This is a genomic window from Candidatus Pelagibacter sp. HIMB1782 (assembly GCF_052047475.1).
Lineage (GTDB): Bacteria > Pseudomonadota > Alphaproteobacteria > Pelagibacterales > Pelagibacteraceae > Pelagibacter.
In genome coordinates this window covers 435,791-455,564 of the sequence record NZ_JBNAKE010000001.1, presented here as the reverse complement: position 1 = coordinate 455,564, position 19,774 = coordinate 435,791, and the positions used below count along the sequence as shown (strand labels likewise).

Here is a 19,774-nt window from a genome sequence, read left to right as displayed (position 1 = left end):
TTTAATCCTTGAAGAATAAGCTTCTATTTTCAGTTTTCGTTTATTTTATAATTTTAGTTTTGTTGTCATTAGGCTTTTGGCAATTGTATAGATTGAGTTGGAAATTAGATCTAATCAGTCAAATTGAAAATTCTTTAAAGATTGATCCTGTTGAACTTCAAAATGTAGAAAAAAAAAATTATTTAAGAATAAAAACATCAGGACAAATTGATTTTGAAAAACAAATTTATCTCTATAATCTTAACGAAACTGGTAAACCTGGATTTGAAGTTATTAACCCAATTAAAGTTGGAAATGAAGATTATTTAATTAATAGAGGCTGGATATCTTTTGACCAAAAAAACAAACCAGAGATTAATGTTGTTGATCAAAAAAATATTATTGGTACTTTAATGCTTCAATCAAAATCAAGCTCATTCAAACCTAAGAATGAAGTAGATAAAAATTATTGGTTTACACTAGATAGAGAAGATATTTTAAAATTTACAGGAAAAAACTTTTCAAAATATATAATTTACTTAAATGGTAATTATGAAAACCCAAGACCAAGAGTAATCACTGCTAAAATTTCAAACAATCACAAAAAGTACGCAATTACTTGGTTTTCGATGGCGATTTCAATCCTTTTAATATATCTATATTTTAGAAAAAAAAATTATTAAATGAGATACGTCAGCACTAGAGATACTTCTAAAACTTACGAATTTAAGGATGTTTTTATCAAAGGTCTTGCTGATGATGGGGGATTGTTCATTCCCAGCTCACTTCCAAGCTATAGTGAAAAAGAAATTCAAGAATTAAAATCACTTAATTATTCAGATTTAGCAAAAAAAATTATTTTTCCTTTTATAGGAAATTTTATGGATAAAAATGAATTGTCTAAAATAATTGATAAATCTTATTCTGTTTTTAGGAGAGAAAATGTAATTGATTTCATAAAAATAGGAGATCGATCAGTCTTAGAGTTATTTCATGGCCCAACACTAGCCTTTAAGGATGTTGCTATGCAACTTCTTGGAAATTTTTATGAATTTTATTTAAACAAGCAAAAAGAAAAAATTAATATTGTAGTTGCCACATCTGGAGATACAGGGGCAGCAGCTATAGATGCAATAAAAGGAAAAGAAAATTTAAATATTTTTGTACTACATCCTGATAATCGAGTTTCTTCTGTTCAGCGAAAAATAATGACTACTGGAAAACATGAAAATGTATTTAATATCGCTATTAAAGGAAATTTTGATGACTGCCAAAACTTAGTTAAATCAATGTTTTCTGACACAAAATTTTCTCAAGATATTAATATGTCAGGTGTAAATTCAATTAACTGGGCAAGAATTATTGCTCAATGTGTTTATTATTTTTACAGCTATTATCTTATTGAAGATCACACTAAACCCACTAATTTTTCTGTTCCCACTGGGAATTTTGGAGATGTATACGCAGGTTACTTAGCCAAAAAAATGGGTTTGCCCATTAATAAATTGATTGTTGCAACAAATCAAAATGACATTCTCCATAGAGCTATTTCAAACGGTAATTACGAGGCTGAAACTGTTTCAGAAACTATTTCTCCTAGTATGGATATACAGATCGCAAGTAACTTTGAGAGACTTATTTTTGATTTGAATGATAAGAATTCAGAACAAACATCAAAAGACATGATGAAAATTAAAGAAGAAGGAAAATATTCAATTGATAAAGAAAAGTTGAATTTAATTAATCAAGATTTCTTATCAGCAAGAATGAGCGAGACCGAAACACTTGATATTATTAAGTCTGTTTATCAAGAATTTAATATTGTTTTAGACCCTCATACTGCAATTGGTTATGGAGCTTTTGATAAACATAATCTCAATGGTAATAATATTGTGCTAGCAACAGCACATCCATGTAAGTTTCCTGATGCAATTAAAAGTGCTATAAATATTAAAGCTGAGTTACCAAATGAACTTCAATTTATATTAAATGAGAAAGAAAATTATGATATTATTGAAAATGATATTGAAAAAGTAAAAGAACATATTAAAGATAGATCCAAATGAAAATAAAAGAAAACGATAACCTACCAAATTCAGAAATTTTTGTTTTTCAAGATGGAGAGCCTGTAAAAAAAAATATAGAAGATTTTTTTAAAGACAAAAAAGTTGTAATATTTGGACTACCTGGGGCATATACTTCTGTATGTTCTGCTAAACATTTGCCAGGATATATTAAGATGCATGATCAATATAAAGAAAAAGGTATTGATCATATAATTTGTATTTCAGTAAATGATCCCTTTGTGATGAATGCTTGGGGTAAACAAAATGATGTAGGTGAAAAAATTGTTATGATGGGTGATCCATTTCTTAATTTCACAAAAGAAATTGGTGCAGATGTTGATAAAAGTGGCAGAGGGTTAGGAATTAGATCCAATAGATACACGATGTTTGTTGATAACATGAAGGTTATTAAACTTCAGGAAGAAGCAGATACAGGATCTTGTGAAATCTCAGCAGCAGAAAATTTCTTTAAATTAATCTAGACTTGCAGCTTTTTTAGCTAATAAATCAACTTCTTCATTTAGTGGATTTCCAGCATGAGCTTTAACCCAGTTCCACTTAATCTTAAAATTATTATTTAAATCATGCAATTGAACCCATAAATCTTTATTTTTAACATCTTCTTTATTAGATGTTTTCCAATTATTTTTAATCCAATTGTAAATCCAATCAGTAATTCCATTTTTAACATATTTAGAGTCTGTGTAGATTTCTATCAAATCTTCAGAATTTACTTCTTTTAATGCATTGATTGTCGCCATTAATTCCATTCTATTATTTGTTGTATCTTTTTCACTTCCACTTATTTTTTTCACTTCATTATCTGTACATATTATTGCTGCCCATCCGCCATTTCCTGGATTTTTCAAACATGAGCCATCAGTATAAATTTTAATCATTAAATCAAATAATCTTCAAAACTATTCAAATTGTTATGGGTAATAAGTTTTTGATAATATTCGTTTGGATCCTTAATTTTGATTAATGCTGTTTTTGGAGTATTTGTATAATCATATAGTCTAGTTAACAAATATCTAAGAGCAGCACCTCTACACAAAATATTTAAATTGTCTTTTTCATTTAATTTAATTTTCTTAACACTGTTGTATCCCTTAATTAATTTATCAACTTTCTTTTTATTAATTACAAATTTTTTATTTTTTTCATCAAAACATAGTGCATTAATACAGATTGCTATTTCATACATATAGTAATCGTTAGCAGCAAAGTAAAAGTCTATAATTCCCGATAGCTTATTTTTATTAAAAAAAATATTATCTACGAATAAATCACCATGAATAATCCCAGAAGGAAGTTTTTTTGGCCAAATTTTTTTAATATCATTAAAATTATTAAATAAAAATTTTTTCAAATTTGATCCTTTATTTGATTTAAATTTAATACTCTGGAGTAAAGGTTTTAAATATTTTACACCCATTGAATTTTTTCTAGTAAATTGTATCTTCTTAGTAACCAGATGCATTTTAGCTATTGCTTTTCCAATAGCATAGCAGTCACTTTCGTTAACTTTCTTTTTATCTTTTCCATTCAAGAAAGTGACAATACAAGCTGTTTTATTTTTTAGTTTAATTAAATAATTTTTGTCTTTAGTTTTAAGTGGTCTTGGGCAAATAATTTTTGAATCATTTAAATGATCCATTAATTTCATAAAAAAAGGAATCTCTTTTGGAAGAACTCTCTTCTCAAAAATTGTGAGAATAAACTTTTTATTTTTGGATTTTAAAATATAATTTGTATTTTCAATTCCCTTAGTAATTCCTTGGAAACTTAAAATTTTTTCAATATTAAACTTGTTGTTTATTATATCGATATCACTCTGATTTATCTTAGTATATACAGCCATTTAATTTAATTTGTTAGGAACTTTAAAGACCACATTTTCTTTTATAATTTCTACTTCCTCAACATTTATAGAAAATTTTTTTTTTAATTCATTAATAAAATCTTCTACAAGAATTTCTGGTGCTGATGCTCCTGATGATATACCAATAGTATTGGAATTCTGTATTTGATCAAAAGGAATTTCACTTTCAGAATGAAAAAGTTGTGAATTTTGACAACCTGATTTTTTTGCTACTTCAACAAGTCTAACTGAATTTGAAGAGTTTCTACTACCTATTACAAAAAACATATCACACTTTTTTGCGATATTTTTTACTGCCATTTGTCTATTAGTTGTTGCATAACAAATATCCTCTTTTGCTGGCTCTTTAATGTTTGTAAATCTATCTTTCAAAATCTTTATTATTTCTTTAGTGTCATCAACGGATAGTGTTGTTTGAGTTATATAAGCCAATTTTTCTTTATGATTGGTTTTATACTCCATTGCTTCAGCTTCATTTTGAACCAAATCAATAGATCCTTTAGGTAATTGGCCCATAGTGCCTACTACTTCTGGATGATTCTCATGTCCAATCAAAATAATATGATAACCAGCTTTATTTAAGTTTTCCGCTTCTCTATGAACTTTTGAAACTAGTGGACAAGTAGCATCTACATAAGTCATTTTATAATTTTCAGCATCTTCTGGTATTTTTTTTGGAACACCGTGCGCAGAAAAAATAACAGGTCTAGATTTGTCATTAATTTCCTCTAATTCTTCAACAAAGATAGCACCTTTATTTTTTAAATTATCAACAACATGCTTGTTATGAACAATTTCGTGTCTAACATAAACCGGCGATCCATATTTTTGAATAGATTTTTCTACAATCTCTATAGCTCTCTCAACACCAGCACAAAAACCTCTTGGAGCAGAAAGTAAAATTTTAATTTGTTTGTTTTTCATTTTTCTCTAAAAAATATTCCAGCAATATATGTGGAAAGGTTAAAGACGCCAAACCAATAAAAATTAGTTTTAAGATTGCATCATCTATATAATTAACGTCATTTAATAAAAATAATACAATTATTGAAATAAAGATTGTTAAAAGAGTAAGTGGTAAAGCCTTTAAAATAAATAATTTTAGTCCATTTTGGAGATTGTCTTCATCCAGATCTATTGCAAGTGAAATAGAGTGCCTCACAGAATGTAAAAAACAAAAATAAATTGTAAAAGCTGTTAAAGGAGTAAAGTAGTAATTTAAAATTATAATTGAGAAATAATCGAAAAAAATAGTGAATTTTTTTAACTCAAACTTATCAATAAATAAAAATATACTTGATAATGAACTCAAAATAATTGATATCTCGATTATCTTTTTTTCTTCTAAAAATTCTAAGAATAAATAAAAATTTTCATTAACAACAAGTAATGATTTGAATATTTTCACAGTATCATCAAAATGAAAAAAAAGAGGGGCAAGAATTATGAGAAATCCTTTTAAAAGGTATAATAATTGAATTAAGTACGATTTTTTGTTTATTAAAAATTGTGTATCCTCTTTACCAAAATGAAATGCTGCAACTATAAGAAAAACTAACAGTGTGGTTGCAGGTAAGAGTGACCAAATAATAATGACGCAAACTGCTATAAAAATATAAAAGATATAGAAAATATATATTCTTTCAAAATTAAATAATTTAAGGAGTTTTTTACCTTTAATATTATCTAATGCACCGTGTGAAACTCCAATAGTTAAAATTAAAAATAAGCATATTGATGATGAAATATCTAAATAATTTAATCTAAACATCACGACAGAAAATAGATTAACTAGCAAAAAAAATATAAATGAATGATTAAGATTAATTTTTTTAATGAATTGATTAGTCATTTAAAATAATTCTTTTAAAAATTTCCATTTAGGCATTTTTAAAATTATTTCTAAATCTTCAAAAAAGTTACTTTTATTAGATAAGAAATTAATAGCAGTCTTAGGTGAACTATTGAACATTTTAAAGAAAATTTCCCCCATATCCGAAGAGTTATTTCTTAAAACTTTCAAAAAAATATTGTCCAAAAAATCATATTTTTTTTTAATTTTAAACAATTTAGCCTTAGAAATATTTTCAATGTTTTCTGCTATATATTTGCTGTGTTCCTGAATATTTAAAAAAGTATAACCCGTGCTTAATCTTGTCATATCACCGGCTGATCCAATATATATTTCATTTAATTTTTTTAAATTTTTATTTCTAAATAAAGGTATAGAGCCTTCTTCTTTAAAATTGATTTTATAATTTCTGATATTTAAATGATTTTTTAAGTATTGATCTATTTGATTATCATAATCTTTTATATTTTCATTACTTAAATTTGATATCCAGGTAGTTTCCACAAGAGCACTTTTTTTTGAAAAAGGTAAAGTATAAAAAAAATGAACCTCATTTTTTTGATCACATGCAAAATCCATTAAGTTAAATATTTGGTCATCAAAAAAATCTTTTTCAGTTTCAATTTCTACACCACAAAAATGTTGCCACAAATTATTTGGCTTATTTTCAAAATTTGGAACGCTGTTAAAAATTATTGAATTTGATAATTCAATATCATTAATATTCTTAAAAAATTTTATATTTTCATTTAATTTAAGTTTTGAAAGAATTTTGTCATAAAATTTTCCAGTATCTATAGATTGGTAAGGTGTTAGTTTACAATCAATAAATCTTGTATCATTAGGAATGTTTATAGAAAAATTATCCCAACTTTTTTTTACACAATCATCAAAATTATGTGGAAATACTTTCCAAAATGACCAAGTTTTATCTCTTTTATATTCATCCCTAGGCTCAATTATAGCCAAAGATTTATTTTTTAATTTATCAGAAATTTCAAGTTCATAAGCCAAAGACAAACCTGCACAACCGCCACCGATAATTATGTAATCAAAATCTTTCATTTAAATTTATCTCTTCATTAATTAATGAATGATCATGTTCAATGTTATTATCATTTTTATTTGTAAATGTTAAAATTATTAAATCAAAAATTGATAAAAAAGTTTCAATAATTTTTTCAATTTTTGTTACATAAATTTTTCCAGAATTTTTATAATTTTCTAAATTATTTTTATTAATTATTTTGTGTCCAATTTTTCTGTAGACTCGTCTTGCAACTAAAATAGAGAATCTGAAACTTAAAGGTATTTCTTTAATTGAGTAAAAAGAATTTTCATAAAATCTTTCAGATAAAGAAATGGTAGATTTTATATCGTTGAAATTTTCATTGATATAAATTCTTTTATTATTTTTATCTTCAATTACGTCTCTTGAAATATTGGTAAGCTGCATTGCTATTCCGAGATCGATAGCTGATTTCAAGGAATTTGTCTTATTAACTTTTAAAATTTTTGCCATCATTAAACCAACTGTACCTGCTACTCTATAAGAGTAAATTAATAACTCTTTTTTTGATTTTAATTCCACTCTTTCTTTAATATCTGAATTAATCCCATCAAATAAATCATTAATTACTTTTGTTGAAATATTAAATTCATCTATAAGTTCCCAAATATTTTTAATAACAATGTTTTGAAAGTTTTTATTTAAAAAATCTTTCTTAAAGTTTTCAAATTTAATTATTTTGTCTTCTAATTTTCCTGGATCATCTGCAATATTATCAGCTTCTCTACAAAAATCATAAAGCGCAGAACATTTATCATAAGTTTTTTTTGGTAAAAAAAAACCAGCCCAATTAAATGATTTTGCATATGTTGCTAAATAATTTTTAGTTAACATTCTAGATCAATTTATCTAATACTTTTGCTGATGAAAGTACTCCTGGTACTCCCGCACCTGGGTGAGTTCCAGCACCAACAAAATATAAACCATCATAAATCTCTGATTTATTATGAAATCTAAAATAAGCTGATTGAGTGAATTTAGGCTGAATTGAAAAACCTGATCCATATTTTGTATTTAGTTCTTTCTCGAAATAATCAGGTGTAAGATAAAAGTCTGATACAATATTATCTCTAAGATTTGGCATTAAATCATTCTCCATTTTATCAACTACAAGATTTTTCATTTTTTCACCTTCTATTTGCCAATCTATATTTGATTGATTATTTGGAACTGGCACCAATACATAAAAACAATCACTACCCTCAGGAGCCATGCTCTTATCTGTTGCAGAAGGTCTATGTAGATAATAGCTAATATCGTTATTTAATTTTTTATAATCAAAAATATCATCCAGATGTTCTTTATATTTGTTTCCAAATTTAATTGTGTGATGCTCAACGTTTTCATAGACTTTTTTGGTTCCAAAATAATAAACAAATAAACCCATTGAGTAATCCATCCTCTTTTGTTTCCAATCAAACAGCATTGAATTTTTTAAGTTTTTACTAGTCATCTTTTCATAAAAAGCAGGAGGGTCTGCATTACAAATAACATTATCAGCTTCAATAATCTCTTCATTGTCAACTACAACACCAGTAATTTTATTATTTTTAGTAATAATTTCTTTTACCTCAGTATTTTTTATTATTTCGATTTCTATTTCCTCCATTAACTTTTCAAATCCTTTAATTATATTTCCCGTACCACCCATTGAATAATGAATGCCCCATTTTTTTTCTAAATAAAGAATTAGCCCATAAATTGATGTAGTTGTGAACGGATTACCACCAACCAAAAGTGGATGCATACTAAGCATCCTTCTTAATTTTTCATTTTTTACATAAGACGATACTAATGAATAAACTGATTTATAACTCTTAAGTTTTAATAATGCTGGTAGCTGTTTCATCATAAAAAAAGGTTTATCAAATGGAACATCTGCAAGTTCTAAAAATCCCTTCTCAAAAATTTTTTTGGTAAAATTTACTAAATCTTCATACCCCTTAACATCTTCTTGATTTAAATTTTCAATTTGTTTTTTCATTTCTATTTCATCACCTGAGTAATTAAATTTAGTTTGGTCCTCAAAAACAAATTGATACCAAATTTTAAGTGGGGTTAGTTTTATGTAGTCCTCAGGATTTTTATTAAACAAACTGAATAGTTCGTTAATTAAATATGGAGCTGTTATTACTGTTGGCCCAGCATCATAGGTAAAACCATCTTTTTTGAAAACTCTAGCTCTTCCACCTAGGTCTGAATGTTTTTCTATTAGTTTTACTTTGTGTCCTTTGGCTCTTAGTCTTATTGCTGCAGCAATACCACCAAATCCAGATCCAATAACTATAGAATTCATTGCTGTAATTTATAGCTTTTTCAGGAAATTGTAACCGTATTATGAGTTTATTTTTTTTAGCTGTTCTTTAGTTTCTTCTAAATTTTTTTGAAATACAGCATCCAGTTTAGATTTATCAACTGAAGTAGTTATGATTTTTTTTACTGAGTCTACCGCTATTTTGATTGAAGCATCTTTTATTTCTTTCAATGCAGCCTCTTTCATTTGGCTAATTTTATTTTCAGCCAAACTTTTTTTAATTTCTGATGATTTATGAAATTTATCATTTAAATCTATTATTAACTTATCCGACTCTTTTTTTGCATTTTCCAAAATTTCATTACTTACAGAACTAGCTGTATCTAACTTTTTTTGAGCATTATCGAGTAAAGTTTTTGCTTCTGTTCTCAATTTTTCACTTTCATCTATCTCATTTTTGATGTCAGAAATCATACCATCAAGCATTTGAGAAACTTTTTGTGGAATTTTAAAGTAAACTAAAACCCCGATGAAGATTACAAATGAAATTGCTACCCAGAAAGTTGCATCAATTGCCATAGTATTTATCTCCGTTTCTTCTAGATAGATCGTCAACAATTGCTGATATACTGCTATTATTTACTTCAGCACCAATCAATTTCTGAAGTAACTCAGATGACGTTTCTATAGCAATTTTATTTATTTTGTCAGGCGCATTATCTCTTAAAGCTTGGATTTCTTTTTCCGCTTTAGCTATTTCGTCATCTATTTGTTTATCAAGAACGTCTCTTTTAGCGTTTATATCTTTAACTGCCTTTTCTCTTGCTTGATTAAACATAGCATTAGCTTCAGTTTTGCTTTTTAAAATTATTTGATCATATTCTTTAAGTTTGGTCTCACTATCTTCTCTTTGTTTTTCAGCTGCCTCAATATTTTCTAGAATTTGAGATTTTCTAGACTCTAAGTTGTTACTAATTTTTGGAAGAATTAATTTAGATAAAACCAAATACATTATCCCAAAAGTAAGTACTAACCAGAAAATCTGAGAAACCCAAAACTCTGGATTTAATTGAGGCATACCTCCACTTTCAGCGGCAAAAGCTTCTTTAATAAAAAAGAAGCTTAAAAATATTAGATGAAGATATATTTTTTTGACCATTAACTTAAAACGCAAATAAAATAATCAATGCAACAACTAATCCAAATAATCCTGTTGCTTCAGCAAGTGCAAAACCTAAAAGTAGGTTAGGAAATTGTTTCTGAGCTGCTGATGGATTTCTCATAGCACCTGATAAATAATTTCCAAAAATTATTCCAATACCAACACCGGCACCAGCTAAAGCTATTGCTGCTAAACCTGCTCCGATCATTTTTGCTGCTTCTAATTCCATTATATCCTCCTCTGTTATTAATGGTGTAAATTTAATGCATCATTTAAATAGATGCAGGTTAAAATTGCAAAAACATATGCTTGAAGAAAAGCAACTAATATCTCCAAACCAGTTAATGCAACCGAAAAACTTAGTGGAAGCCATCCACCAACTATTCCAAGACTAATTACAAAGCCTCCGAAAACTTTCATCATTGTATGACCAGCCATCATATTTGCAAATAATCTAACTGATAGACTTATTGGTCTACTTAAATAAGAAATAATTTCAATAACTACTATTAAAGGAAGTAATACCGCTGGTACTCCACTTGGTACAAACAATTTTAAATATCCAAAACCATGTTTAATAAATCCAATTACTGTTACGCCAATAAAGATAAATGCAGCAAGAACAAATGTAACGATAATATGACTAGTTACAGTGAATGTGTACGGTATCATTCCAAACATGTTGCAAAATAAAACAAACATGAACAATGAAAAAATAAATGCAAAATATGGTTTTGCTTTAGAACCAGCTGTATCACTAATCATTTTAGCAACAAAGGTGTAGCTAAGTTCCGCTAATAATTGAATTTTATTTGGTAAGATTGAATTTTTCTTAGATCCTAAATTAAAAATTAATAGAATAGAAACTGTACTTATAATCATAAACAAACTTGCGTTTGTAAAAGATATATCAAATGCTCCAACTTTTATTTCAGGTCCAATTCTATAAACATCGAATTGGGACATCGGGTTTGCTGCCATAGTACTAACTTATTTTTGCATCTTTTTTGCTGATCTAATCACGTTTGTTATTCCAGCGATCACCCCAACAAAAAAAAATATTAATATAAACCAGGGTTTAGTACCAAAGGTCTTGTCAAAAATAAACCCAATAATTGTCCCGACAGCCACTGCAGAAACAAGTTCTGTGCTCATTTTGAATGCAGTTCCAATAGGCGAGGGATTATCCTTCTTGTTATAAAGATTTTTCTTAGAAATCTTGCTTTTTGCAATCTCTAAGCGAGTTTTAAAAGGGTCTTTTGCCATTTATTTTGGTTAAGCAACCATACTTTCTGCTTTTTGTAGGTCTACAGCTACCAGTTGGCTTATCCCTTTTTGTGGCATAGTTACTCCATAAAGCCTGTTCATTTTAGACATTGTTAAGGCGTGGTGAGTAACAATTATAAATTTAGTGTTAGTAATTTTAATTAACTCCTCTAGCAAGCTACAAAATCTTGTAACGTTAGCATCATCAAGAGGAGCATCCACCTCATCTAAAACACAAATTGGAGAAGGGTTAGTTAAAAATACTGCAAATATTAAAGATAGGGCAGTTAGTGCTTGTTCACCACCAGATAATAAAGTTATAGATTGAAGCCTTTTTCCTGGTGGACTGACCAACATTTCCAAACCAGCTTCTAACGGATCATCAGAGTCTACTAATTCAAGCTTGGCATTTCCTCCATTAAAAAGTTTTGTATAAACCTCATTAAATTTTCTGTTAACTTTTTCAAATGCCTCAACAAGTCTTTCCCTTCCTTTTTGATTTAGCTCATCAATACTATCTTTAAGTTTAACAATTGCGGTAACTAGGTCACTACGATCTTGTTCCATTTTTTTTATTTCTTCTTCATACTTACTAGTTTCCTCATCTGCTTTTAAATTTACAGAACCTAATTGATCTCTTTGTTGTTTTTTTTTATCTAATGCATCTTCTTGATCAACATGATTTGGAAGTTCTTCAACTCCAAATAAATTTGAATTTTCTAAAATATTTTCTTCTGTTAAATTTAATTCTGTATTAACCCTATCAAGCAAATCATTTTTTCTTTTTTGTAAACCTTCTATGGTTGCACCTGAGCTAGCTTTTCGCTCTCTAATTTGAATTGATTGCTCTTGTATTTCATTTAGTTGAGCTCTTAAAGTTTCAATTTTTTTATCAGTTTCTTCTATAATTTTTTCGTTCTCTATTTTTTCTTCATCAGAAATTCTTAAATTTTCAGTAATTTGACCTTTTCTTTCTGCTTGTACTCTTGGCTGATTTTCTAAATCATTTAATTGTTTAGATAATTTATTTTTTCTTTCAGTTAATTCATTTACCATCTTTTCTGAATTAGATAAAAGATTTTTCCAGCTTTCTATTTCAGTCTCTATTGTTTTTATTCTTTCATTTCTTTTTACTGATTCATTCTTTATTGACTGATTTTTACTATATGCATCAGCATATTTTTCTTGAAGTATTTTTATATTTTGAGATTTCTCATTTACACTTAATAGCTCTGTTCTTGATTTTTCATTTTTTAAATCATTAATAAAATTGTCTAATTCCATATTACATCTATCTAGTAATGTAACTGCTTGATTTATCTCATTACTATCAATTAATTCTTTTGCTCTAGTAATTGAATTTTTTACATTCTTTATAGGACCAATACTTATTTTAATTGTATCGTCAGCTAAATTATTAACAACTTCGTCAACTTCTTTTTGCTCTCTTTCAAGTTCATTTTTTGCATTTTCTAGATCTTCGTTTGATAACTTTTCTGTTTCAAAATATTTTGAATCTACTTCAATTAAATCTGACTTTTCTTCCTTTAATCTTTTTTCATTAGAGTTAGCATCAATAATAATTCCATTTTCTCTTGATATGTCTTCGTCTAAAGTCTTTATTGATTTCTTAATTGTTTCAATTTCATCTTGAATTCTAGTATTTTCCTCATCTAGGTTCTGTAGTTCCAAATTAAGTCTCTGTATTCTTGATAAATTCTCAATATTTTTTTCTCTAAGTGGAGCAACTTTATCGGTTGAAGTTTTTATTAAGTTTTCAAGTTCAGATATCTGATTGTTGAAACTTTCAACTTCACCTCCTGCCTCTGTATTAATTTCATTTTCTATTCTTATCTCCTTATCGATATCCAATAATCTTAGATAATATAGACCAGCCTCTATTTTTTTTATTTCTTCTGAAATTAATTTGTATTTTGTAGCTTCCTCAGCTTGTTTTTGAAGATTTGCTAGTTGTTTTTCTTGTTGCCTTCGTAATTCATCAGCTCTTTTTAAATTATTTTCAGCCGCACCGAGTCTAAGTTCAGCTTCATGTCTTCTTACATGTAAACCAGAAATTCCAGCTGCCTCCTCAAGTATTGCTCTTCTGTCAGTAGGTTTTGCTGTCACTAAAGCTCCAATTCTTCCTTGGCTAATCATAGAAGGGGAATGTGCGCCCGTTGAAAGATCTGCAAAAAACATTTGAGCATCTCTTGCTCTTACTTCTTTGTCATTAATATAAAATTTAGAACCCTTATCTTTTTCAATTTTTCGTCTAACTTGAATGTTTTCTAATTCACGATACTGAATGGGACCTTCTTTTTCTTTGTTCTCTACTTCTATGGAAACTTCAGCAATATTTTTTGATGCTTTATTTGATGTACCTGAAAAAATTACATCTTCCATTCCTGAACCTCTCATACTTTTTGCAGAGGTCTCTCCCATTACCCATCTCAAAGATTCAACTATGTTAGACTTTCCACAGCCATTAGGACCAACTATTCCAGTAAGGCCTTCTTCTATTAAGAAATTTGTTTTTTCAGCAAATGATTTAAATCCATTTAATTGGATTTTTTTAAACTCCATGCACTAACTTATATCATTTTTTCTAGTGCTTTTTTCAAATTTTTATAATTAAGTTTTTTTTCGAATTTTTCGTTGTTTATTATTATCGTAGGGGTTGCGTTTACTTTGAAATTTTTTGCACCCTCTATTCGGTCATTTAACACAAAATCCTCAATATTTTTGTTATTCACACAAGATTCAAAATCGATAGAGAAACCTTCATTTTTTAAAAATATTTGAAGATTTTTATTTGCTTCTTCAATAGAGCTTCCCTTTACCCATTTTTGTTGGTTAGCATATAAACTTTCCAAAATATCAGCATTACCATCATTTTTACATTGAGCAACTTTTGAAGCGTTGAAGGCGGCAATATCTAAAGGAAAATGTCTAAATTCTATTTTAGCAAGGCCTGTGTCCAGATATTCTTTTTTAAGTTCTGGATAAACGTTTTTATGAAAATTAGCACAATGGCTGCAAGTTAGTGACTCAAACGCAATTATAGTTATTTTTGCTTCTTTATTTCCAACAATAATTCTTTTTATTTCTTCAGCATTTAAATTTGAAAAGCTTCCCAAAACAATTATGGCAAGTAATATAATTTTTTTCATTTTTCTTTATAAACTTTTGTTAATTCTGTTAATGATTTTTTAATCTTTTCGTTTTTAACATCTTTGATTTTATCTCGATATTTACTAATTGCCACATTATTAGAATTAATTTCATTCAAACTGCTAGTTTTTTGTTCGTCATCAAAGCTAATAAATTTGAGCTTTTCAACAACATCGTAGCCGAAAAAATTATTCATTTTATCTAAAATATTTTTTTTTGAATATTCTACATCTACCTCATGGCCTCTTTTAACCATTACAACTAAAGTACTCACACCAAATCGATTTGAGTTTTTGAATGTTTTTGGGAAACAGACTTTAAACAATTCATTTCCAACTAAATATTTCCAATTACTCAGTGTTTCTGAATATATATGACCTTTTTTATTAATAATTTTTTTTAGATTTTTTGGCAAAGTGTCTTTGAAAGATCTTAACCCTTGAATGCTATTATTTCTCTGCTTAGTATTATTTTTAAATTGCATATGAAAGATCTAATAATAACAAATAAAATTCTCAATTGGTACGATATAAATAAGAGGTCTTTACCTTGGAGAAATAAGGTTTCACAAGAAAAGAAACAATACTTTACATTGGTTAGTGAGTTCATGTTGCAACAAACTCAGGTTGCTACTGTGATACCTTATTTTAATAGATTTATTAAAAATATCCCTAATATTGAAAAGTTATCAAAATATAATGATAGAAAATTAACCAAACTTTGGGAAGGTCTTGGATATTATTCAAGAGTAAGAAATTTAAAAAAAACTGCTCAAATAATTGTTAAAAAATTCAATAAAAAAATACCTAGAGATTTTTATGAATTAAAATCATTACCAGGTATTGGCGATTATACAGCGAGTGCAATTTCAGCAATCGCATTTAACAAACCAATAATTCCTTTGGATGGAAACATTGAAAGAGTATTAAAAAGATATTTATATTTAAAGAAACAAAGTCAAATTAAAAAAGAATTCTTACAAGATCAAAAAAAAATTTTTGGCACATCAACAAAAAGATCAAGCGATTATGCGCAAGCTTTGATGGAACTCGGTGCATTAATTTGTAAACCTACAAACCCTTCATGCAATAAATGTCCATTATCTTATAATTGCAAAGCATTTAAAAATAAAAATTTTGATTTAGTGAAATTTAAGAAAATTAACAAGGAAACATATTATAAATTAAATGTTTATAAAAAAAATAATCAATATTTATTAATCAAAAATAATAAATTTAATTTTTTGAAAAATTTAAATATTTTTCCAATGGATCAATTAAATAATCCTAAAAATTTTGATAAAGATTTAAATTTTAAAATATCTAATATGAATATGAATATTAAAATTGAATATAAAAAGAAGCATAACTTTGACAAAAATATTAATTGGATAAATCCTACAAAGCTTGAAAATTATGTACTTCCAACATTTACCAAAAAGATAATAAAATTCTTAGAAAGTCAAAAATGAAAAAAATAGCAATTATTGGCGCAGGTATTTCGGGTCTGTTTATAGCTAACTTATTTAAAGGAAATAAAGATTATCAGGTCACAATTTATGAAAAAAAAACTTCATTAGAAATAGAAGAAGGTTATGGTATTCAATTATCTGTTAATAGCGTAAAGTTATTAAACAAATTAGGCTTCTCTTCCTTGTCGGACAAAGAGAAATTTAATCCAAAAAAAATTGATTTTTATGAAATTAAAAATTCAAAGAAAATTTGCGATTTAGATATTTCAGAATTTAATTCTGATGATTGTAAGTACACAACATTAAAAAGATCAAAATTACTTCAGTTTCTAATAAATGGACTGGATAAAAATACAATCCAGTTTAACTGCAGTTTAGACAAGATAGAATCCAGTAATGATTCAATAAATTTAACTTTTGATAAAGAAAAAATAACTTGTGATCATTTAATTATTTCAGATGGTGTATTTTCAAAAGGAAAGTCATTAATTTCAAATAATAATTCAGAACCAATTTACAATAACACTATCGCTGTTAGAGCCAGTGTATCCAAACAAAGTCTTGATAATATAAACGAGGAGAATGTTTCTTTATTTTTAGGATCAGATTTTCACTATGTATTATATCCACTTAATAATGATAAAAATTTTAATTTCATTGGGATATTGAAGAATAAGTTAAATTCTGATCAGCAAAAAAACCATAATCTTTGTAATGAAAGTACATTTATTGAGAACATTAAACAAAAATTATCCAAGAAAATTTCATCAAAAGTATTTCAGAGTCTTGAAGATATTAAATTGTTTCCAGTTTTTGTAAGTAAAAATCCATTTATTACTCCCAAAAATATTTATTTAGTTGGAGATGCTTTTTTTGCATTCTCTCCTTCTTTTGCTCAGGGAGCCTCACAATCAATAGAAGGAGCCAATCAATTACATGAAGTTATAATTAACCAAAAAAATGATTTTTATAATTCTAGATTGGAGAGAGTGAAAATGATTAATAGAAGATCTGATTTTAATCAATTTGCTTTTCATTTATCAAATCCGATTATGATCTTTTTTAGAAATATTTTTTTAAAGCTTTTGGCTAAGAATAAAAAATTTTTGCAAAGTTATTTAGGTAAAATTTATAAAAATTAATTTTTAGAAATTAATCTTTGTCTCAAGTAATCGATTGGGTAGGTTCGGCCATTAATATCACAATGCCAAAATGTCCAGCCATTGCAGCTTTCAGCTCCTAAAATAGTAGCTGCAACTTTATGTATAGAACCTTCCGCTTGGTTGTGCTTGATACTTCCATCAGCCATTATTCTTGCTGTTATTTTTTTCTTATTATCAAAAATATTTGTTCCAGGCTTAATTATTCCAAGCTCTACCAACGATCCAAATGGAATTCTTGGTTTTGATCTATTATTTTTAAGTGTATCTAACAAATCATCTTCAATTGGTTTGGTAGCCTTTAAACGTTCCTCAGCAGCTTTAAAATAATTCTTTTCTTTTTCTATACCAAAATAATTTCTCCCTAGTTTTTTTGCAACTGCAGCAGAAGTTCCAGAACCTAAAAAAGGATCAAGAATTAAATCATTTTTATTTGATGTAGCTAGTAAAATTCTGTGTAAAAGTGATTCTGGTTTTTGAGTAGAATGGATCTTTTTTCCATTTTTTTTAAGTCTTTCCGAACCACTGCAAATAGGAAGATTCCAATTAGATCTCATCTGAAGATCATCATTTAAACATTTTAAAGATTGATAATTAAATGTGTATTTTGATTTTTCACTCTTCGAAGCCCAAATTAAAGTCTCATGAGCATTTGTAAATCTTGTGCCTCTAAAGTTAGGCATTGGATTATTTTTATTCCAGATGACATCATTTAGTATCCAGAAACCTAGATTTTGTATTGCAGTTCCTACTCTAAAAATATTATGGTAACTACCTATAACCCAAATAGCTCCATCCTTTTTCAAAATCCTTTTGCATTCATTAAGCCATTCATACGTAAACTCATCATATTTTTTAAAATTTTCAAATTGATCCCACTTGTCGTTTACAGCGGTTACTTTTGATCTATCTGGTCTAGTCAATTCACCTTTTAATTGTAAATTATATGGAGGGTCAGCAAAAATTAAATCAAAAGTTTCACGTGGAATTTTTTTTAATTCTTCGAGACTGTTTCCGTTAATTATTTTATTTTTAAAATCAGATTTCATTTGTAAAAAATTAATTAGACTCCAAATGGATTCCTCGGTCAACCTGTGATTGAAAAAATTAGATTCGATTTGTGTATCGAATTTTAATGATAACTAGATGTAGTATTAAGTTAATCTAGATATAGGAGAGAAAGTTTTTCTATGATGTTTGGTTATGCCTAGTTTCTTTAATGCTTGTAAGTGTTGTTTAGTTCCATATCCAAAATTTTTATCCCAATGATAACCTTTGTTTTTTTTTGATAGAGTAGCAACAAATCTATCTCTTGATACCTTTGCTATTATAGAGGCTGCAGAAATTGAGGGAATTTTTTTATCACCCTTTATGATCGATTTTAATTTATAATTTTTTAATTGTGGAATTTTGTTTCCATCTATCAATACAAGAGTTGGTTTTTTTTTTAATTTTAATATAGCTCTTTTCATAGCCAGTAAACTTGCATTTAGTATATTGAGTTTTTCAATCTCGTTAACAGAAGCTTTGCCTAATGACCAAATTGAATTTTTTTTAATATAATTAAAAAGATATTCTCTCTTTTTTTTACTCAACACTTTTGAGTCTTTTAAAATTTTTGGATCCGCAGATTTCTTGAGAATGACAGCAGCAGCATAAACAGGACCTATTAAACTACCTCTGCCGACCTCATCAACACCAGCTATTAATTTCATTAAATTGTTAATTTTAACTCTTTAACTTTTTCTCTTATTTTTTTTAAATCTTCCCATGAATATTTTTTATTATCTGGATATCTAATTAAATAAGAAGGGTTAAAAGTTATCATTAAAGGATAAGTATTATTATTTAAAATTATTTCCTTCCATTTACCTCTTTCTGAAGATATTTTTTCATTAATCCCAGTAACAGCTTCCATAGCTGTGCTACCCATTAAAATTATAATTTTGGGATCAATAATAGATATATGTTCTTTTAAAAAGTTTGAGTAACGTTTAATTTCTTGTGAAGTTGGTTTTCTATCTTCTGGTGGTCTAAAATTTATTGCATAACTTGTATAAATATTTTGTCTCTTAATATTTATTGCTATTAACATTTTGTCTAAAAGCTCTCCACTTTCTCCTTTAAAAGGGTTTCCAACTTTTTCTTCAATTTCACCTGGAGCTTCTCCGATTAACATTATAGGACTATCAATATTTCCTTCTCCAAGAACAATATTTTTGGAATTATTTCTTAGTTTACAATTTTCAATTGAATTTAATTGTTTCTTTAGATTTTCTAATAAATCGTGTTTATTTTTTTGACTTATGTCACTTTCTTTTTTGACCTCAGAAAACCTATTAATAGGTTTTTTATCAAATACAAAATTGGCTTCTATTGTATTTATTAATTCTTCGTTTAATTTGTCGTTTTGATTTATCAATTTTTTCACCTTACAAG

The 19,774-nt window shown here is 27.3% G+C and carries 23 protein-coding genes; 5 read left to right on the top strand and 18 right to left on the bottom strand.

Annotated elements, in window-relative coordinates; translation table 11 throughout:
• The first annotated feature begins 8 nt into the window (after nt 1–8).
• From ACTTAO_RS02365 to ACTTAO_RS02355, 3 genes are read left to right on the top strand one after another with little or no spacing between them, the layout of a single operon-like run.
• Complete coding sequence (locus ACTTAO_RS02365; RefSeq protein ID WP_440690762.1) at nt 9–662, top strand: SURF1 family protein; 654 nt, start codon at nt 9–11, stop codon at nt 660–662.
• Nucleotides 663–2,045: a threonine synthase gene (gene thrC / locus ACTTAO_RS02360; protein ID WP_440690761.1), complete on the top strand. Its 1,383-nt coding sequence runs from the start codon at nt 663–665 to the stop codon at nt 2,043–2,045.
• Nucleotides 2,042–2,527 carry a peroxiredoxin gene (locus ACTTAO_RS02355; RefSeq protein ID WP_440690760.1) on the top strand — a complete coding sequence of 162 codons (486 nt, stop codon included), beginning with the start codon at nt 2,042–2,044 and terminating at the stop codon, nt 2,525–2,527. The genes thrC and ACTTAO_RS02355 overlap by 4 nt, the downstream gene beginning before the upstream one ends.
• Here ACTTAO_RS02355 and rnhA read toward each other — a convergent pair.
• Genes rnhA through ACTTAO_RS02280 form a run of 15 tightly spaced genes read right to left on the bottom strand, consistent with a single transcriptional unit; the run spans nt 2,519 to nt 15,188 of the window.
• Complete coding sequence (gene rnhA, locus ACTTAO_RS02350; RefSeq protein ID WP_440690759.1) at nt 2,519–2,944, bottom strand: ribonuclease HI; 426 nt, start codon at nt 2,942–2,944, stop codon at nt 2,519–2,521. The two genes, ACTTAO_RS02355 and rnhA, sit on opposite strands and share 9 nt — an antisense overlap.
• Nucleotides 2,944–3,909, bottom strand: a complete 966-nt coding sequence (locus ACTTAO_RS02345) for a homoserine kinase (RefSeq protein ID WP_440690758.1) — start codon at nt 3,907–3,909, stop codon at nt 2,944–2,946. Before ACTTAO_RS02345 ends, rnhA begins: the two co-directional genes overlap by 1 nt.
• Nucleotides 3,910–4,854 (bottom strand): 4-hydroxy-3-methylbut-2-enyl diphosphate reductase, encoded by a 945-nt coding sequence (gene ispH / locus ACTTAO_RS02340; RefSeq protein ID WP_440690757.1) that lies wholly within the window; start codon nt 4,852–4,854, stop codon nt 3,910–3,912. It lies immediately after the preceding gene.
• The gene (locus tag ACTTAO_RS02335; RefSeq protein ID WP_440690756.1) at nt 4,835–5,782 is read right to left on the bottom strand and encodes a Brp/Blh family beta-carotene 15,15'-dioxygenase; all 948 of its coding nucleotides are present in this window, start codon (nt 5,780–5,782) and stop codon (nt 4,835–4,837) included. Before ACTTAO_RS02335 ends, ispH begins: the two co-directional genes overlap by 20 nt.
• Nucleotides 5,783–6,847 carry a lycopene cyclase family protein gene (locus tag ACTTAO_RS02330; RefSeq protein ID WP_440690755.1) on the bottom strand — a complete coding sequence of 355 codons (1,065 nt, stop codon included), beginning with the start codon at nt 6,845–6,847 and terminating at the stop codon, nt 5,783–5,785.
• Entirely contained in the window at nt 6,834–7,685 is an 852-nt protein-coding gene (locus ACTTAO_RS02325) for a phytoene/squalene synthase family protein (RefSeq protein WP_440672780.1), read from the bottom strand. Before ACTTAO_RS02325 ends, ACTTAO_RS02330 begins: the two co-directional genes overlap by 14 nt.
• 1 nt (nt 7,686) lies before the next feature.
• Nucleotides 7,687–9,147, bottom strand: a complete 1,461-nt coding sequence (gene crtI, locus ACTTAO_RS02320) for a phytoene desaturase family protein (protein WP_440690754.1) — start codon at nt 9,145–9,147, stop codon at nt 7,687–7,689.
• 39 nt (nt 9,148–9,186) lie between these two features.
• Nucleotides 9,187–9,684: a F0F1 ATP synthase subunit B family protein gene (locus ACTTAO_RS02315; RefSeq protein ID WP_179850435.1), complete on the bottom strand. Its 498-nt coding sequence runs from the start codon at nt 9,682–9,684 to the stop codon at nt 9,187–9,189.
• A complete protein-coding gene (locus ACTTAO_RS02310) occupies nt 9,674–10,264 on the bottom strand; it encodes a F0F1 ATP synthase subunit B family protein (protein ID WP_075506409.1) in 591 nt (196 codons plus the stop codon). Before ACTTAO_RS02310 ends, ACTTAO_RS02315 begins: the two co-directional genes overlap by 11 nt.
• 4 nt (nt 10,265–10,268) lie before the next feature.
• Complete coding sequence (locus tag ACTTAO_RS02305) at nt 10,269–10,496, bottom strand: F0F1 ATP synthase subunit C (protein WP_006997791.1); 228 nt, start codon at nt 10,494–10,496, stop codon at nt 10,269–10,271.
• Between the two features lie 17 nt (nt 10,497–10,513).
• A complete protein-coding gene (locus ACTTAO_RS02300) occupies nt 10,514–11,248 on the bottom strand; it encodes a F0F1 ATP synthase subunit A (RefSeq protein WP_075506408.1) in 735 nt (244 codons plus the stop codon).
• 9 nt (nt 11,249–11,257) lie between these two features.
• The gene (locus ACTTAO_RS02295) at nt 11,258–11,533 is read right to left on the bottom strand and encodes an AtpZ/AtpI family protein (RefSeq protein ID WP_440690753.1); all 276 of its coding nucleotides are present in this window, start codon (nt 11,531–11,533) and stop codon (nt 11,258–11,260) included.
• Between the two features lie 9 nt (nt 11,534–11,542).
• Nucleotides 11,543–14,116: a chromosome segregation SMC family protein gene (locus tag ACTTAO_RS02290; RefSeq protein WP_440690752.1), complete on the bottom strand. Its 2,574-nt coding sequence runs from the start codon at nt 14,114–14,116 to the stop codon at nt 11,543–11,545.
• Between the two features lie 8 nt (nt 14,117–14,124).
• The gene (locus ACTTAO_RS02285; RefSeq protein WP_440690751.1) at nt 14,125–14,703 is read right to left on the bottom strand and encodes a thioredoxin domain-containing protein; all 579 of its coding nucleotides are present in this window, start codon (nt 14,701–14,703) and stop codon (nt 14,125–14,127) included.
• Nucleotides 14,700–15,188, bottom strand: coding sequence for a DUF721 domain-containing protein (locus ACTTAO_RS02280; RefSeq protein ID WP_440647015.1), 489 nt, complete (start codon nt 15,186–15,188; stop codon nt 14,700–14,702). Before ACTTAO_RS02280 ends, ACTTAO_RS02285 begins: the two co-directional genes overlap by 4 nt.
• Here ACTTAO_RS02280 and ACTTAO_RS02275 point away from each other — a divergent pair, their 5' ends adjacent.
• Entirely contained in the window at nt 15,189–16,175 is a 987-nt protein-coding gene (locus ACTTAO_RS02275) for an A/G-specific adenine glycosylase (RefSeq protein WP_440690750.1), read from the top strand. It begins immediately after the preceding gene.
• The gene (locus ACTTAO_RS02270; RefSeq protein WP_440690749.1) at nt 16,172–17,317 is read left to right on the top strand and encodes an FAD-dependent monooxygenase; all 1,146 of its coding nucleotides are present in this window, start codon (nt 16,172–16,174) and stop codon (nt 17,315–17,317) included. Before ACTTAO_RS02275 ends, ACTTAO_RS02270 begins: the two co-directional genes overlap by 4 nt.
• Here the strand turns inward: ACTTAO_RS02270 and ACTTAO_RS02265 are convergent.
• The 3 genes from ACTTAO_RS02265 to ACTTAO_RS02255 all read right to left on the bottom strand — a co-directional run bounded on the left by ACTTAO_RS02265 (nt 17,314) and on the right by ACTTAO_RS02255 (nt 19,766).
• Entirely contained in the window at nt 17,314–18,384 is a 1,071-nt protein-coding gene (locus ACTTAO_RS02265; RefSeq protein WP_440690748.1) for a site-specific DNA-methyltransferase, read from the bottom strand. The two genes, ACTTAO_RS02270 and ACTTAO_RS02265, sit on opposite strands and share 4 nt — an antisense overlap.
• Nucleotides 18,385–18,489: 105 nt before the next feature.
• Nucleotides 18,490–19,050, bottom strand: coding sequence for a ribonuclease HII (locus ACTTAO_RS02260; RefSeq protein ID WP_440690747.1), 561 nt, complete (start codon nt 19,048–19,050; stop codon nt 18,490–18,492).
• Nucleotides 19,050–19,766, bottom strand: a complete 717-nt coding sequence (locus ACTTAO_RS02255; protein ID WP_440672671.1) for a uracil-DNA glycosylase — start codon at nt 19,764–19,766, stop codon at nt 19,050–19,052. Before ACTTAO_RS02255 ends, ACTTAO_RS02260 begins: the two co-directional genes overlap by 1 nt.
• Nucleotides 19,767–19,774: the final 8 nt, after the last annotated feature.